A 15,905-nucleotide genomic window follows, 5' to 3' on the forward strand; every position below is an offset into this window, starting at 1 on the left:
GACACCGTGAACCACCCGCTTCCGGCCACCGCCGGCACCGCGCCCGAACCGGCCGCACCGTCATACGCCACGCATCCGCTGCTGCGCGATGCCCGCTTTCGCGAGCACGTCCGGCGCAGAAGGCTGTTCGCCTGGTCGCTGACGTTCGTGATGCTCGTCCTCTATTTCGCGTTCATCCTGACGCTGGCGTTTTCGCCGACGCTGCTCGGCGCGCCGATCGTGCCGGGCCGGCCGACTCCGTGGGGCATCCCGGTCGGGTTCGGCATGTTCGTCGCAACCTTCGCGCTGGTCGCGCTTTACGTGTTCCGCGCCAATGCGGTGCACGACACGGTCGTCGCGGCCCTTCGCCACGGAGACGCATCATGAAACGCCTGCTCCCCGCACTGCTCGCCGCCTGCGGCTGTGCACCGGCGTTCGCGGCCGGCCCGGCCGCGCTCGCGCACGGGCACAATCCGGTCGCGATCGGCATGTTCGTCGTGTTCGTCGCGTCGACGCTGTTCATCACGCGCTGGGCCGCGCGCAAGAACCACAGCGTGGCCGACCACTACGCGGCGGGCGGCAAGATCACCGCGTTCCAGAACGGCTGGGCGATCGCCGGCGACTACATGTCGGCCGCGTCGCTGCTCGGCATCTCCGCGCTGGTGTTCACGAGCGGCTACGACGGGCTGATCTATTCGGTCGGGTTTCTCGCGAGCTGGCCGATCATCCTGTTCCTGATCGCCGAGCCGCTGCGCAACCTCGGCAAGTACACGCTCGCCGACGTCGTGTCGTATCGCCTGCGGCAACGGCCGATCCGTGCATTCGCGGCGTCGAGCTCGATCGTCATCGTGCTGCTGTATCTCGTGTCGCAGATGGTCGGCGCGGGCAAGCTGGTCGAGCTGCTGTTCGGCCTGAACTACACGGTCGCGGTGCTGGTCGTCGGCGTGCTGATGGTCGTCTACGTGTTCTTCGGCGGGATGCTGGCCACCACCTGGATCCAGATCATCAAGGCCGTGCTGCTGCTCGCCGGCGCCGCGTTCATGGCGATCATGGTGCTGAGCCGTTTCGGCTTCAGCCTCGACGCGCTGTTCGCGCAGGCGATTCTCGTCCACCCGAAACACGCGGCGATCATGCGCCCCGGCGGGCTGGTGTCCGATCCGGTCTCGGCCGTGTCGCTCGGCCTCGCGCTGATCTTCGGCACCGCGGGCCTGCCGCACATCCTGATGCGCTTCTTCACGGTCGGCGACGTCAAGGCGGCCCGCAAGAGCATCCTCTACGCGACCGGCATCGTCGGCATCGGGTATGCGCTGATCATCGTCATCGGCTTCGGCACCATCGCGCTTGTCGCGTCGGACCCGCAGTACCACGACGCGTCCGGCGCGATCGCCGGCGGCGCGAACATGGTGGCGATCCACCTCGCGCATGCGGTGGGCGGCAACGTATTCCTCGGCTTCATCTGCGCGGTCGCGTTCTCGACCATCCTGGCCGTGGTCGCCGGGCTCACGCTCGCGGGTTCGTCGGCGATCTCGCACGACCTCTACGCAAACGTGCTGCGGCGCGGGCAGGCGTCCGACCGGGACGAAATGCGCGTGGCGCGCGCCACGACCGTCGTGCTCGGCGTGCTCGCGATCCTGCTCGGCATCGCGTTCGAGAAGCAGAACATCGCGTTCATCGTCAGCCTCACGTTTTCGATCGCGGCCAGCTCGAATTTCCCGGTGCTGCTGCTCTCGATCTACTGGCGCGGGCTGACGACGCGCGGCGCGGTGCTGGGTGGCCTGCTCGGGCTCGCCACGGCCGTCACGCTCACCGTGCTGAGCCCGACCGTGTGGGTTCAGGTGCTCGGCCATGCGCACGCGATCTATCCATACGAATACCCGGCGCTGTTCTCGATGGCGGCGGCCTTCGCCGGCGTCGTCCTGTTCTCCGTCACCGATCGTTCAGCACGCGCGCAACGCGAGCGCGCGCAGTTCGACACGCAGCTCGTCGCGTGCGAGATCGGCCTCACGGCGGGCATCTCGACGACCATCACGCGACGCGGCTGAACCGCATGTCACGCACGCTCGATAGACCATGAGAGACACCATGCTGAATTGCACCTGCTGCCCGTCGCCGGGACGCCGCCGCCTGCTCGGCGCGCTTGCCGCGTTCGCGGGCACCGCCGTCGCCGGACAGTCCGCGTCGGCCGCCGGCAGCGCCGGCACCCCGGCCGCGCTGCCGCCGCACCGGCCGCGCTCGATCGACATCCACGCGCATTACTACCCCGAGAGCTTCTGCGACCTGGTCGGCGGCGAAGGCAAGCGCTTCGGCGGCTCGTTCGTGTGCGACGACACGTCGTTCACGTTCCGCACGCCCGCCGGCGGCCTCGGCCCGCTGCCGATGAAGTTCATCGACATCGATGCGCGGCTCAAGGACATGGATGCGTCCGGCGTCGACGTGCAGGCGCTGTCGCTCAGCGTGCCGATGGCGTACTGGGGCGACCGGCCGTTCAACGCGAAGCTCGCGCGCGACTGGAATGCGTCCGCGTCGCGCATCTACCAGCGGCACCCGACGCGTTTCGTCGTGCTCGCGACGCTGCCGATGCTGAACGCGGCCGACGCGATCGACGAACTCGAACGCGCCGCGCAATTGCCGGGCGTGCGCGGCGTGTACATGGGCACCAACATCGACAACCGCGATCTCGACGATCCGCTGTTCGCGCCCGTGTTCGCCCGCATCGAGCAGCTGGGCCTGCCGGTGTTCCTGCATCCGCAGCAGACGGTCGGCGGCGCACGGCTCGGCGATTTCTACCTCAGCAACCTGCTCGGCAACCCGTTCGATACCGCGATCGCGGGCTCGCACCTGATCCTCGGCGGCGTGCTCGACCGCTACCCGACGCTGGAGATCACGTTGCCGCACGCGGGCGGCGCGCTGCCGATCCTCGTCGGGCGCCTCGACGCGGGCTGGACCGTGCGGCCCGAAACGCGCCGGCTCGCGCAGAAGCCCAGCAGCTACCTGCGGCGCTTCAGCTACGACACGGTGTCGCATTCGGGTCCCGTGCTGAACTTCCTGATCGAGAACGTCGGCGTCGACCGCCTCGTGCTCGGCAGCGACTACTGTTTCGACATGGGCTACGAGCAGCCGGTGCGCTTTCTCGACCGTGTCGACCTGAGCGCGCAGCAGCGCGCGATGATCCTCGGCGGCAATGCGGGCAAGCTGCTGCGGATCTAGCAGTCGGGCCGGCGCACGGCGGCCTGCCCGCCGCGCTTGCACCGTCGGCGCAGCCCGCGGCCGGACATGGCAAGATCCGCAGCAGCCGTGGCCGCAGGCGCGCGGCGCCGTGCATCACGACGCCTGGCCGGCGGCGCACGCCATCGGCCGCACACCGGAGTCACCCACGATGAAGATAGTCATTGCAGGCGGATCGATCGCCGGTCTCGCGGCCGCGCTGACGCTCGACTGCGTCGGACACGACGTGACGGTCTGCGAACGCTCGCCGTCGCCGCTGCGCGGCCAGGGCGGCGGCGTGGCCGTATTGCGCCGGATGATGGCGTTTCTCGAACAGCATGGCCGGCATTGCCGCCACGCGATCAGCGTGCCGACGCACCGGCGGCGCTGGATCGATCGCGACGGCATCGTCACGCGCGACGAGCCCGAGATACTGCCGTTTTCGTCGTGGGACGCCGTCTATCGTTCGCTGTGCGAAACGCTGCCGCGCGGGCGTATCGGGTACGGCCGCACGGTCACCGGCTTCGACCAGGACGCGGACGGCGTCGACGTCCACCTCGGCGACGAGCGCCTCCGCGCGGACGTGCTGATCGCCGCCGACGGGGCCGGCTCGACCCTGCGCGCGCAGCTCTTTCCCGGTTATGCGCCGTCGTTCGCCGGTTACCTCGCGTGGCGCGGGATCGTCGACGAAGCGGATTTCGATGCCGCGGCGATCGCGCCGCTGGTCGAGAACATGACGCTGCACAAGGCGCCGGGCGAGCTGTTCATGGCGTTCCTGATTCCCGCGCTCGACGGCTCGCTCGTGCCCGGCACGCGCCGCTTCAACTGGCTCTGGTATCGCAACGAAGCCGATCGCGACGCGCTGCGCCACCACCTGACCGATCGGGCCGGCCACGTCCATCACGCGTCCGTGCATCCGGGGCAGCTCGCCGACGACGTCGTCGCGACGCTGCGGCAACTCGCCGGCGAACGCCTGCCGGCCCTGCTCGCGCAACTGGTGCACGCGACGCGCATGCCGTTCAACCAGGCGATCTTCGATGCGTTGAGCCCCGCATTCGTCGATGGTCGAGTCGCGCTGATCGGCGATGCGGCGTGCACCGTGCGCCCGCATACCGCATCGGGCACGTCGAAGGCCGCGAGCGATGCGGTGTCGCTCGCCGAAGCGTTGCCGGCGGACGCGACCGACGTCGTCGCGCGCCTCGCGCAATGGTCGGCGCGACGGCGCGACGAAGTGACGTCGCTGCTCGAGAAGGGCCCGCAGCTGGCCGCGGCGTTCGGTCTCGGCACGCCGTGCTGACGCAGCGGCGCCCGCGCCGGGCCGGGCCGCAGCGGGGTTCAGAACGTTTCAGCGCAGTTTCAGGAAATGCCGCCGCCGCCCGCGTAGACTGCCCTCCATCATCCGCCTCGCACACGATGACGCGATTGCGTCATTGCCCGCGCGGCCTCCCCACACCTGGAGCAACGACATGATCTCCGCCGCGAACCGCTGCCACCTGGCCGCCTCGCCATGGCCGGATCGCCCGGCGATGCGCCGCCGTCATCCGGCCGCACCGACCGGAACGACCGCCGCCGGCACGCGCGAGCCCGACCTTCCATCCAGCCCCGCGTGCCGCGGCAGCCGAACCCGCGCCGTCGCGCGCGGCCGGCATCCGCGTCATTGCCCCGCCGCTCGAACGATCGCAGGCGAACCGGTTCGCGTGGAGCGCGCATGAAGCACAAACGACTCTGGTTCGGCGCGGCCGCCATCGCGGCCGTCGGCCTGGCGGTCGCGATCGGCATCATGTTCAAGCCGTCGATCGCGCCGATCGATCCGCCCGCCCGCGCGTCGTTCGATCCGCAACTCGTTCGCGCCGGCGCGCGCGTGGTCGCGCTCGGCGATTGCGTCGTGTGCCACACCGCGAACGACGGCAAGCCGTTCGCCGGCGGGCTGCCGCTCGCGACGCCGTTCGGCACGATCTACGCGACCAACATCACGCCGGATGCCGACACCGGCATCGGGCGCTGGTCGCGCGACGCGTTCGCACGCGCGCTGCGCAGCGGGATCGCCCGCGACGGCCATCCGCTCTACCCGGCATTTCCGTACATCCACTTCACGCGGATGTCCGACGACGACATCACGGCCGCCTACGCGTACCTGATGACCCGCGAGCCGGTGCGGACGAAAACCCCGCCGAACGACCTGATCTTTCCGCTGAACTTCCGGCCGCTGGTCGCGTTCTGGAACGTGCTGTTCCTGCGCGAAGGCGCGTACCGGCCCGACCCGTCGCAATCCGCGCAATGGAATCGCGGCAAGCTGCTCGTCGACGGCCTCGGGCACTGCGCGTCGTGCCATTCGCCGCTCAATGCGATCGGCGGCGAACAGGCCGGCAAGGCGTTCGACGGCGGCATCGTCGACGGCTGGGAGGCACCGCCGCTCAATGCGCTCGGCAGCGCGGTCAAGCCATGGACGCAGGCGCAGCTCGTCACCTACCTGCGCACCGGCCGCGCGAGCGAGCACGGCGCGGCGGCCGGCCCGATGCTGCCCGTCACGCGCGATCTCGCGACCGTGCCGCAGGAAGACGTCGAGGCGATCGCCGCATACATCCTGTCGATCCAGAAGCCGGCGGCCGCCCGGCCCGCGACGGCCGGTGCCGGACACGGCCCGACGACGCCCGCCGGCCAGCGCGGCGCGGTGCTGTTCCAGGCGTCGTGCGCGCAGTGCCACGGGCCGGCAGCGCCGATGCAGTCGATCGGCGAGCGGCCGACGCTCGCGTTCAGCACGGCCGTCGCCGCCGATACGCCGCGCAACGCGATCCAGATGATGTTCAACGGAATCGGCTGGCACGGCGAAGACACGCTGAACTACATGCCGTCGTTCATCGACCAGTACGACGACGCGCAGATCGCGGATCTCGCCGCGTACCTGCGGGAAGCATATTCCGATCGTCCCGCGTGGAGCGGCGTCGACACCCTGGCCGCGAAGCTCAGAAAGGAGGACAGCGCGCGATGATCACCCTCACCGTCAACGGCGTGCGGCACACGCTCGACATCGATCCGTCCACGCCGCTGCTGTACGCGCTGCGCAACGACCTGCACCTGCACGGCGCGAAATTCGGCTGCGGCCTCGGGCAATGCGGCGCATGCACCGTGATCGTCGACGACAAGCCGATGTTCTCGTGCCTGATTCCGGTGTCCGCGCTCGGCGAGCGCCGCGTGCGGACCGTCGAAAGCCTCGGCAGCGCCGCGCATCCGGGCAAGCTTCAGCAGGCGTTCATCGATCACCAGGCCGCGCAGTGCGGGTATTGCATCGCGGGCATGATCATGCGCGCGCAGGCGCTGCTCGAGCGCAACCCGAAACCCACCGAACGCGAACTGCGCACCCAGATGGAACCGAACCTGTGCCGCTGCGGCACGCACATGCGGATCCTGGCGGCGATCCGCCAGGTCGCCGGCCTGCCGGACCCGGAACCGGCCGCCGCGCCCGTCATGATCAGCAAGGGACTCTGATGAACCCATCCGACGACATCGACGAAGGCCGCCGGCACTTCATGGTTTCCGGCGCGCTCTTCGTCGCATTCAGCCTCGCGCCGGTCACGCGTGCCGCCGCGCAGCTCGTGATCGCGGACGAAGGCGCCGCCGTCCACGTCGCCAAGGCGACCGAAACGCTGGCCGGCAGCCTCAAGACCAACCCGCTGCTGGACGCGTGGATCAAGATCACGCCCGACGGCAAGGTCACCGTGTTCACCGGCAAGGTCGAGCTCGGCACCGGCGTGCGGACCGCGCTGCTGCAGGTGGCGGCCGAGGAGCTGAACATGAAGCCCTCGCTGATCACGTTCCTGACGGCCGACACCGGCGCGTCGCCGGACGAGGGCCTGACGGCCGGCAGCCACACGATGGCCGACAGCGGCTCCGCGTTGCTGAACGCGGCCGCACAGGTGCGCGGGCTGCTGGTCGACGGCGCGGCGAAGCAGTTCGGCGTCGACCCGCGCACGCTCACCGTCGCCGACGCGGTGATCAAGGCGCCGGACGGCCGCACGATGCGCTACGGCGACGCGGTGCGCACGGTCGACCTGCACCGCAGCGCGACACCGACGTCGCCGCTGAAGCCGCCGGCCACGTTCTCGGTGATCGGCACGTCGCTGCCGCGCGTGGACATTCCGAACAAGGTCACGGGCGGCGTCAGCTACGTGCAGGACATGGAGTTGCCCGGCATGCTGCACGCGCGTGTCGTGATGCCGCCCGTGTACGACGCGAAGCTGCTGTCGTTCGACGAAGCCGCGATCCTGAAGATGCCGGGCGTGGTGCGGATCGTGCGCAACGGCAGCATGCTCGCCGTCGTCGCGCAGGGCGAATGGCAGGCGGTCGTCGCGCAGCGCGCGCTGGCCGCCGGCAGCCGCTGGTCGCCCGGCCGCACGCTGCCCGAGCGCGGCACCGTGCATCAGGACCTGAAGCGGATCGCGACGCAGCGCATCGAGATCGCGAACACGAAGGGCGCCACAGCGCCGGCCACGAAAACACTGTCCGCGACGTTCCTGAAGAACTACCTGCTGCACGGCTCGATCGGGCCGTCATGCTCGGTCGCGCATCTCGAGAACGGCATGCTGACCGTGTGGACCCACTCGCAGGGCGTGTATCCGCTGCGCGACGCGCTCGCCGAGATGCTGTCGATGCCGAAGGCGAGCGTGCGCTGCATCCACACCGAGGGTTCCGGCTGCTACGGGCACAACGGCGCGGACGACGTGGCCGCGCACGCGGCACTGATCGCGGCGGCGCTGCCCGGCAAGCCGATCCGCGTGCAATGGATGCGCGAGCAGGAACATACGTGGGACCACTTCACGCCCGCGATGGTCACCGAGCTCAGCGCGTCGCTCGACGCGAGCGGCCATATCGTCGACTGGAACTACGCGCTGTGGAGCAGCTCGCACAACGAACGGATCGTCAATGCCGGCCGGCTGCTGCCCGCGCGGATGCTCGAGCCGCCGTTCGTGCCCGCGCCGTCGACGCCGATGCTGCAGCCCGAGGGCGGCGGCGATCGCAACGCGATCCCGCTGTACGCACTGCCGACCATGCACATCGTCAACAACTTCTCGCCGACGATGCCGCTGCAGACCTCCGCAATGCGCTCGCTCGGCGCGCACACCAACGTGTGGGCGATCGAGAGCTTCATGGACGAGCTCGCGCACGCCGCTGGCGTCGATCCGGTCGAATTCCGGCTGCGGCACATGCAGGATCACCGCGCGAGCCAGGTGATCAAGCTCGCCGCGACGAAATTCGGCTGGCCCCGGCCGCCGCGCGAACGCAACCGCGGCGTCGGTTTCTCGTTCGGCAAATACAAGAACCTGATGGCCTACGTCGCGATGGCGGTCGAGATCACGGTCGTGCCGGAAACGGGCCAGGTGACGCTCGACCGCGCGGAAGTGGCCGTCGACGCGGGCCAGGTCGTGTCGCCGGACGGCATCCGCAACCAGATCGAAGGCGGCATCGTGCAGGCCGCGAGCTGGACACTGTACGAGGCGCTGAAATACGATACGCAGCGCATCCGCAGCTTCGACTGGAGCAGCTACCCGATCCTGCGTTTCCGCGCGGCACCGCAAAGCATCAAGGTGCACCTGATCAACCGCCCGGGCGCGCCGTTCCTCGGCGCGGCCGAGGCGTCGATGGGGCCGACCGCGGGCGCGCTGGCCAACGCGATTTTCGATGCGACCGGCCAGCGGATGCGCGAAATGCCGTTCGCGGGCGACGGGCTCAGGAAGCGCATCGACGCGTAGCGGCGGCACCCCGACATACAAGCCGCGCCGGCATGCACCGGCGCAGGCAACGAACAGGCTGGAGATTTCCGAACGATGGATACCTTGCTTTCGATGCGCGTGTTCACGCGCATCGTCGAGACGGGCAGCTTCACGCGCGCGTCCGACACGACCGGGCTGACGACGCCGCGCGTCTCCGCGCTGCTGAGCACGCTCGAACAGCATCTCGGCTGCCGGCTGCTGAACCGCACCACCCGCCGGATCTCGCTGACCGAGGACGGCCAGGCTTACTACGAGCGCTGCGTCGGCGTACTGCGCGAGATCGACGACATGGAGGCGGCCGTCTCGCAGGCGCGCAACGTGCCGCGCGGCCGCCTGAAGGTGAACCTGCCGCCGGCGATGGCCAAGCAGATCATGGTGCCCGCGCTGCCCGAGTTTCTCGCCGCGCATCCGGGCATCTCGGTCGAACTCGGCGTGACCGACCGGCAGATCGACCTCGTCGGTGAAGGCGTCGATTGCGTCGTGCGCATCGGCGCGCTCGACGACTCGGGGCTGGTCGCGAAACGGATCGGCAGCCTGACCACCTGCACGTGCGCGGCGCCCGCGTATCTCGAGCGCTGCGGCGCGCCCGAGACGGTCGACGATCTCGCGCAGCACATCGCGGTCAGCCACATGTCGGCCGATACGGGCCGGCCGCGGCCGTGGGACTACGTCGTCGACGGCGAAACGCGCATCGTGCAGATGTGCGGCACCGTCGCGGTCAACGATGCCGACACCTATATCGCATGCGGCGTCGCCGGCATCGGCCTGATCAAGACCTCGCTGTACCTGGTCGAGCCGTACCTGCAATCGGGGCGCCTGCGCGAGGTGCTGACCGATTTCAACACGCCGCCGCGGCCGATCTCGATCCTGTATCCGCCCAACCGGCATACGCCCGTCAAGCTCAAGGTGTTCGTCGACTGGCTCGCCGGGCTGTTCGCGCAGATTCCGACGCTGCAGGGGCAGCGCCGCTGACGCCCGCCGTCGATGCCCGTCGCTGAAACCGCGCGGCCGCGCCCGCGCGCACACCGCATCGATCAAGTGAATTAAGACGCGGTTTAGGACTATTCAGTCCACCCGATCCAGACTGCTCTCAGGGGCCTTGCGATCCGCGATATCCGCGCCGGAGGCCCGTTTCGAGAGGCCCAACATGACGATCGCGAACGCCGGCCCGTCCGTCCAGGACGTCCACGCCGTCTTCGATGTCCTCGGCCCCGCGTTCGCGCACGGGCGCATCGCGCGCGTCGGCGACGCGGCCCGCACGCCGCGCCCGCATCCGGCATCCGGCAAGTCGAAGGCGCTCGCCGCCCCCGGCACGCTCGCGCAGGCGTTGCCGGCCGACGCGCGCGACGTCGCGCCGCGTCGTGGGCGGCCACGCGCCGCGTCGCAGCGGCCCCCTCGCCCTCGCCGGCATGCGGCTCGCGACCGGTCTCGGCTTCGGCCTCAGCCCCCTCACATGAACCCGCACGCGCTCCGACCCCTTTGCGCGGCACGCAAAGCTCGATTGCGCGCCGGCCGTATTCTCTTGTTATCGATCGATCAATAACCTTGTCGGCAATGCGGCGGCTTGCGTTTCGCCGCGGCGAACACCGGAACACCCGAACACCCGTATCCCATCACGCCCGCCCGACAGCCGGGCCCCCGACATCTCTTTCGAAGGAGTCGACCATGTCAGCAGAATCCACCCCGCTCGCGGCCCACGGGCACGCAGCCAAGCTCACGCAGGGCCTCATCCTGCTGTTCGCGTTCAGTTGCGGCGCGATCGTCGCGAACCTGTACTACGCGCAGCCGATCACTGAACTCATCGCGCCGAGCCTGCACATGTCCGGCGCAACCGCGAGCCTGATCGTGTCGCTGACGCAGATCGGCTATGCGTTCGGCCTGTTCTTCATCGTGCCGCTCGGCGACCTGCTCGAGAACCGCAAGCTGATGATCGTCACGGCCGTCGTGTCGATCGCGAGCCTCGCGGCGGCGGCCGTCGTGCAGACGCCCGGACTGTTCCTCGCGGTTTCGCTGCTGATCGGCTTCAGCTCGGTCGCGGTGCAGATCCTGGTGCCGCTCGCCGCGCACCTGGCGCCCGATCATTCGCGCGGCCGCGTGGTCGGCACGATCATGGGCGGGCTGCTGCTCGGCATCCTGCTCGCGCGCCCGCTGTCGAGCGTGGTGGCCGACGCGTTCGGCTGGCGCTTCGTGTTCGCGGCCGCCGCGGTGCTGATGACGCTCGTGACCGCCGTGCTCGCGCTGACGATCCCGTCGCGCCAGCCCGATCACCGCGCGACCTATTTCGAGCTGATCGGCTCGCTGCTGCACCTGGTCCGCACGATGCCGGTGCTGCGCCATCGCGCGTTCTACCAGGGCCTGATGTTCGCGTCGTTCAGCCTGTTCTGGACCGCCGTGCCGGTCGAGCTCACGCGCCACTACGGGCTGTCGCAATCGGCCATCGGCCTGTTCGCGCTGGTCGGGGCCATCGGCGCGACGTCGGCCCCGGTTGCCGGCCGCCTCGCCGATGCCGGCCACGGCGTGCGGGCGACGCTGATCGCGCTGGTCGCCGGCGCGCTGTCGTACGCGGTCGCGCTGATCCACGGCGCCGGCCTGTATGGCCTCGTCGTCACCGGCATCGTGCTCGACTTCGCGGTGCAGATGAACATGGTGCTCGGCCAGCGCGAGATCTATGCGCTGCACGCGGCAAGCCGCAACCGGCTGAACGCGCTGTACATGACGAGCATCTTCGTCGGCGGCGCGATCGGCTCCGCGCTCGCGAGCCCGCTGTACGAACACGGCGGCTGGCCGCTCGTCGCTGCAGTCGCCGGCGCGTTCCCGGTCATCGCACTCGCCCACTACCTCGTGATCGGGCGTCCGCACGCACAACGCCACGCCCAGTCCTGAACCGGCGCCGGCACCGGTTCACGCGCGACGCCCTCCGGGCCGCTCGCGCGCCGGAACGCTGCCGGCACGTCACTTCCGTCTGTTTCGAACTTTCCGCAGGGCCCGCCGCCTGACCGGTCGCCACCACGCGACACGCGGCGCCGCCCTGCCTCACGCAAAAAGGAATCCATCATGTCTTCCCTGCTCAGCCACTACGACCTGCGCGGCCTGCCGCTTCCCAACCGTGTCGTGATGGGGCCGATGACGCGCTCGCGCGCGCCGTCGCGCGGCCAGCCGACCGAACTGATGGCCGAGTACTACGCGCAGCGCGCGTCCGCCGGCCTGATCGTGACCGAGGCGACCAACGTCAGCCCGGCGTCCGCTTCGTTCGAACTGACGCCGGGGCTCGTCACCGACGAGCAGGCGGCCGGCTGGAAGCAGGTCACGGACGCCGTGCATGCGAACGGCGGCCGGATCTTCGCGCAGCTGTGGCACGGCGGCCGCGTGAGCTCGCTGACGCTGCTCGGCGGCGCCGCGCCGCTGTCGCCGTCCGGCGTGAACGACGATCTCGAGCAGTTGCAGGTGTGGGCGCAGTTGCAGAACGGCTATTACACGAAGATCCACGCGACGCCGTCGCGCGCGATGACGACGGACGAGGTGGCCGACACGGTCGACGAATTCCGCGACGCGGCCGTCCGCGCGATGGCGGCCGGCTTCGACGGCGTCGAGATCCACGCGGCCAACGGCTACCTGCCGCACCAGTTCCTGTCGTCGACGCTGAACCGCCGCGACGACCGATACGGCGGCTCGGTCGCGAACCGCGCGCGCTTCCTCGAGGAGATCGTCGACGCGGTCGGCGCCGTGATGCCGCTCAGCCGCGTGGGCGTGCGTATCTCGCCGTACGCGAAATACAACAACGTGCGTGACGCGGATCCGGATGCGACGTACGCGTACGTCGGCCGCATGCTCGACGAAGCCGGTGTCGCCTATGTGCACGCGGCGGACACCAACGGCTGGAGCGGCGAGCCCGACCTGCCACGCATCGTCGCGAACACGCGCAAGCATTTCGGCGGCACGCTGATCGTCAACGGCGGCATCGCGCCGGATGCCGCGAATGCGCTGATCGACGCGGGCGACGCCGATCTCGTCGCGTTCGCGCGGGCGTACATCGCGAACCCCGATCTGGTCGAACGCCTTGCGGCGAACGCACCGCTCGCCGCGCCGAAGGCGGTCGGCTGGTACGGCGGCGACCGCGCGGGCTATGTCGACTATGCGCGTCACGATGCGGCGGGCGTGAGTGCGTAAGCGCCCAGGTGCGCAGGCGCGTGAGCACCTGTGCACCCGGCTCACGCCGCCGGAACCAGCCGGAACCCGCGGGACCCCGTCAGGCGTCCTGCCAGCGTGCGCCGAGCACGCGCCCGCAGAAATTCAGCCGGTGAAAATCCGGATCGGCGCGTTCGAGCACGTCGGCGCTCCACGTGCCGAACGTCGACGCCGGCCGGTGCGCGACGCCGCGTGCGACCGCATCGAGGAACGCGTCGCCGAAGCCTTCGCCGCGCGGGTAGGCGGCGAGCAGCGCGCGCCGCTCGTCGGCCGAATACGCGTCGAAATCGGTGGCCATCAGGTCGGTCGAGACGGCGGCCGCCAGCACGCGCGCGAGCGGCGACACGCGCGCGGCGACGCCGGGCGTCGTATGCAGCGCGATCGCGTGCCACACGTCGTCGCGCAGGCGCTGCGACGTCTGGTGGCGCAGCAGGAACGTATCGGCGGCATCGGCGCTGTCGAGCTCGTAGCGCGCGGCCGAGCGGCCATACGCGGTGCTCAGTCCCATGTTCGCGTACATCGCGGCCACATACAGCGCATCGGCATCGCAGGTCTCGCCGGCACGCTGCGCGGCCAGCGACGCGAGCACGAACACCCGGCTCGCATGCCCGGTGATCGCCCGCGGCAGCGACGCGCGGGCTGCTTCGGCCGCTTCGATCGCCATCGGCGTCCGCGGAATGCGGACACCGGCGACTTCGTCGTCGGCCGACGCGCACGTGTGCGCAGAACTCATCTCGTCTCCTTCTGCCCCTCGCCGGGGGCGGAAAATTGTCCATGCCTCGCGCGGCCCGCGCCGACGCAGCCGGCGCGGGCACACTGGCGGCCGGTACGGCGTCGGCCTAGTACGCGAAACCGGGGTAACCCGATGCTTCGCACTGCTCGGCGGTTTCCGTCGCGGCCGCATGCAGGCGCTGCACGAACGCGCGCCCGAGCCCGCGCGCGGCACCGGCCGCTTGCGGGCCCGCGCCGGCTGCACCGGCTGCACCGGCTGCGCAGGCCGCGTCGCGCCGCGAAGCCGACTCGGCCGAACGACGCCGGCCGGCACCGCCGAATTCGGCGACCGGCGACCACGCGGGGCTGACCGCCGGCGGCGGCGGTGCGAGCGACGCGAACTCGTCGTCCGCATGCACGATCCTGCCGCCGACGACCGTCAGCACCGACGACAGCGACGTGATCCGCGCTTCGTCGATCGTGAAGTAGTCGTCCGTCAGCACCGCGAAATCGGCGTAGTGGCCGGGCACCAGCGCGCCCTTGCAGTCGTCCTCGCCGGAAAACCATGCGCTGCCGACCGTATAGCAGCGCAGCGCTTCCATCCGGCCGAGCCGGTTGCGTTCCGGATACAGCGCCGTACCACCGACCGTGCGCCCCGACACCATCCAGTACAGCGACACGAACGGGTTGTAGCTCGCGATGCGCGTTGCGTCGGTGCCCGCGCCGACCGGCAGCCCCGCCGCCAGCATCGCGCGGATCGGCGGCGTGCGCATCGCGGCTTGCGCGCCGTAACGCGCGATGAAGTACTCGCCCTGGAACGCCATCCGGTGCTGGACCGTCACGCCGCCGCCGAGCGCGGCGATGCGCGCGATGTTCGCATCCGTGATCGTCTCGCAGTGATCGAAGAACCAGCGCAGGCCGTCGAACGGCGTCTCGCGGTTCACGGCTTCGAGCACGTTCAGGAAGCGGCCGATCGATTCGTCGTAGGTCGCATGCAGCCGGAACGGCCAGCGGTGCCGCACCAGCAGCCGCACCACCGCGGCCAGTTCGGCCTCCAGCGCCGCCGGCAGATCGGGGCGCGGTTCGAGAAAATTGCCGAAATCGGCGGCCGAATACACCAGCAGCTCGCCGGCGCCGTTCATCCGCAGGAACGCGTCGCCGTCGCCGGGTTTCGCGAGCGTCACCCAGCGCGCGTAGTCGTCGAGCTCCCGCCCCGCATGCTGCACGAACAGGCTGTACGCGACGCGCACGGTCATTTCGCCGCGCCGCGCGAGGGCCAGGATCGCGCCGTAGTCGTCCGGAAAGGACTGGAAATCGCCGCCCGCGTCGATCGCGCTCGTCACGCCGAGCCGGTTCAGCTCGCGCATGAAATGCCGCATCGAATTCATCTGGTCGTCGTGGCCGAGCTTCGGGGCCCGTTCGAGCGCCTCGTGCAGCACGGCCATGTCCGGGCGCGCGATCAGCAGGCCGGTCGGCCGGCCGAGGCGATCGCGCTGGATCTCGCCGCCGGGCGGGTTCGACGTGTCGCGGCCGTAGCCGATCGCGCGCAGCGCGGCCGCGTTCAGCAGCGCGCTGTCGCCCAGGTGCATGATGAAGACCGGCGTGTCGGGCGCGATCGCGTTCAGTTCGGCCGCCGTCGGCCCGCGCTTTTCGGCGAACTGGAATTCGGTCCAGCCGCCGACCACGCGCACCCAGTGCGGCGCGGGCGTGCGCAGCACCTGGCGACGCAGCATCGCGAGCGCGTCGGCCAGCGTCGGCACGCCGTCCCAGCGCAGTTCCAGGTTGAAGTTCAGGCCGCCGCGGATCATGTGCAGGTGCGAATCGTTCAGCCCCGGGATCACGGTGCGGCCGTTCAGGTCGATGCACTGCGTTCCGGCATGCGCATGGCACATCACGTCGTGCCCGCTGCCGGCCGCGAGGATCCGGCCGTCCTTCACGGCGAGCGCGGTCACGAACGACTGCCGGTCGTCCTGCGTCGCGATCTTGCCGTTGCATACGATGAGGTCCGCCGCCGCGGCGGATGCCGTCGCCCTAAGCACCGTCAGGCCCTCCGCTTGC

13 protein-coding genes are annotated in these 15,905 nt (G+C 70.1%); 11 read left to right on the top strand and 2 right to left on the bottom strand.

Going from position 1 to position 15,905, the window contains the following annotated elements; genetic code table 11:
• The first annotated feature begins 6 nt into the window (after positions 1 to 6).
• From FOZ70_RS02225 to FOZ70_RS02275, 11 genes are all read left to right on the top strand, one after another.
• The gene (locus FOZ70_RS02225; protein ID WP_219704857.1) at positions 7 to 366 is read left to right on the top strand and encodes a DUF485 domain-containing protein; all 360 of its coding nucleotides are present in this window, start codon (positions 7 to 9) and stop codon (positions 364 to 366) included.
• The gene (locus tag FOZ70_RS02230; protein ID WP_219704858.1) at positions 363 to 2,021 is read left to right on the top strand and encodes a cation acetate symporter; all 1,659 of its coding nucleotides are present in this window, start codon (positions 363 to 365) and stop codon (positions 2,019 to 2,021) included. Before FOZ70_RS02225 ends, FOZ70_RS02230 begins: the two co-directional genes overlap by 4 nt.
• A gap of 40 nt (positions 2,022 to 2,061) precedes the next feature.
• Positions 2,062 to 3,186: an amidohydrolase family protein gene (locus tag FOZ70_RS02235; RefSeq protein WP_219704859.1), complete on the top strand. Its 1,125-nt coding sequence runs from the start codon at positions 2,062 to 2,064 to the stop codon at positions 3,184 to 3,186.
• A gap of 169 nt (positions 3,187 to 3,355) precedes the next feature.
• Positions 3,356 to 4,480 (top strand): FAD-dependent monooxygenase, encoded by a 1,125-nt coding sequence (locus tag FOZ70_RS02240; RefSeq protein ID WP_219704860.1) that lies wholly within the window; start codon positions 3,356 to 3,358, stop codon positions 4,478 to 4,480.
• A gap of 411 nt (positions 4,481 to 4,891) precedes the next feature.
• The gene (locus tag FOZ70_RS02245; RefSeq protein ID WP_219704861.1) at positions 4,892 to 6,172 is read left to right on the top strand and encodes a cytochrome c; all 1,281 of its coding nucleotides are present in this window, start codon (positions 4,892 to 4,894) and stop codon (positions 6,170 to 6,172) included.
• The gene (locus FOZ70_RS02250; RefSeq protein ID WP_021158264.1) at positions 6,169 to 6,669 is read left to right on the top strand and encodes a (2Fe-2S)-binding protein; all 501 of its coding nucleotides are present in this window, start codon (positions 6,169 to 6,171) and stop codon (positions 6,667 to 6,669) included. The genes FOZ70_RS02245 and FOZ70_RS02250 overlap by 4 nt, the downstream gene beginning before the upstream one ends.
• Positions 6,669 to 8,930: a molybdopterin cofactor-binding domain-containing protein gene (locus tag FOZ70_RS02255; protein WP_219704862.1), complete on the top strand. Its 2,262-nt coding sequence runs from the start codon at positions 6,669 to 6,671 to the stop codon at positions 8,928 to 8,930. Before FOZ70_RS02250 ends, FOZ70_RS02255 begins: the two co-directional genes overlap by 1 nt.
• Before the next feature lie 75 nt (positions 8,931 to 9,005).
• On the top strand, positions 9,006 to 9,923 hold the full coding sequence (locus FOZ70_RS02260; protein WP_021158262.1) for a LysR family transcriptional regulator: 918 nt from the start codon (positions 9,006 to 9,008) through the stop codon (positions 9,921 to 9,923).
• A gap of 175 nt (positions 9,924 to 10,098) precedes the next feature.
• Entirely contained in the window at positions 10,099 to 10,494 is a 396-nt protein-coding gene (locus tag FOZ70_RS02265; protein ID WP_219704863.1) for a hypothetical protein, read from the top strand.
• A gap of 122 nt (positions 10,495 to 10,616) precedes the next feature.
• Positions 10,617 to 11,834, top strand: a complete 1,218-nt coding sequence (locus FOZ70_RS02270; RefSeq protein ID WP_021158260.1) for an MFS transporter — start codon at positions 10,617 to 10,619, stop codon at positions 11,832 to 11,834.
• 171 nt (positions 11,835 to 12,005) lie between these two features.
• Entirely contained in the window at positions 12,006 to 13,118 is a 1,113-nt protein-coding gene (locus tag FOZ70_RS02275) for an alkene reductase (RefSeq protein WP_059492760.1), read from the top strand.
• 79 nt (positions 13,119 to 13,197) lie between these two features.
• Here FOZ70_RS02275 and FOZ70_RS02280 read toward each other — a convergent pair whose 3' ends face one another.
• The gene (locus FOZ70_RS02280; protein WP_021158258.1) at positions 13,198 to 13,869 is read right to left on the bottom strand and encodes a hypothetical protein; all 672 of its coding nucleotides are present in this window, start codon (positions 13,867 to 13,869) and stop codon (positions 13,198 to 13,200) included.
• Between the two features lie 106 nt (positions 13,870 to 13,975).
• Entirely contained in the window at positions 13,976 to 15,886 is a 1,911-nt protein-coding gene (locus tag FOZ70_RS02285; RefSeq protein WP_219704864.1) for an amidohydrolase, read from the bottom strand.
• Between the last annotated feature and the right edge of the window lie 19 nt (positions 15,887 to 15,905).

This window comes from Burkholderia sp. COPS (genome assembly GCF_019425585.1).
In the GTDB taxonomy this organism is placed as follows: Bacteria; Pseudomonadota; Gammaproteobacteria; order Burkholderiales; family Burkholderiaceae; genus Burkholderia; species Burkholderia cepacia.

Excerpts from the sequence above, each read along its gene's own strand:
- FOZ70_RS02230 (WP_219704858.1), top strand. The coding sequence starts at position 363 with ATGAAACGCCTGCTCCCCGCACTGCTCGCCGCCTGCGGCTGTGCACCG.
- FOZ70_RS02235 (WP_219704859.1), top strand. The coding sequence starts at position 2,062 with ATGCTGAATTGCACCTGCTGCCCGTCGCCGGGACGCCGCCGCCTGCTC.
- FOZ70_RS02240 (WP_219704860.1), top strand. The coding sequence starts at position 3,356 with ATGAAGATAGTCATTGCAGGCGGATCGATCGCCGGTCTCGCGGCCGCG.
- FOZ70_RS02245 (WP_219704861.1), top strand. The coding sequence starts at position 4,892 with ATGAAGCACAAACGACTCTGGTTCGGCGCGGCCGCCATCGCGGCCGTC.
- FOZ70_RS02250 (WP_021158264.1), top strand. The coding sequence starts at position 6,169 with ATGATCACCCTCACCGTCAACGGCGTGCGGCACACGCTCGACATCGAT.
- FOZ70_RS02255 (WP_219704862.1), top strand. The coding sequence starts at position 6,669 with ATGAACCCATCCGACGACATCGACGAAGGCCGCCGGCACTTCATGGTT.
- FOZ70_RS02260 (WP_021158262.1), top strand. The coding sequence starts at position 9,006 with ATGGATACCTTGCTTTCGATGCGCGTGTTCACGCGCATCGTCGAGACG.
- FOZ70_RS02265 (WP_219704863.1), top strand. The coding sequence starts at position 10,099 with ATGACGATCGCGAACGCCGGCCCGTCCGTCCAGGACGTCCACGCCGTC.
- FOZ70_RS02270 (WP_021158260.1), top strand. The coding sequence starts at position 10,617 with ATGTCAGCAGAATCCACCCCGCTCGCGGCCCACGGGCACGCAGCCAAG.
- FOZ70_RS02275 (WP_059492760.1), top strand. The coding sequence starts at position 12,006 with ATGTCTTCCCTGCTCAGCCACTACGACCTGCGCGGCCTGCCGCTTCCC.
- FOZ70_RS02280 (WP_021158258.1), bottom strand. The coding sequence starts at position 13,869 with ATGAGTTCTGCGCACACGTGCGCGTCGGCCGACGACGAAGTCGCCGGT.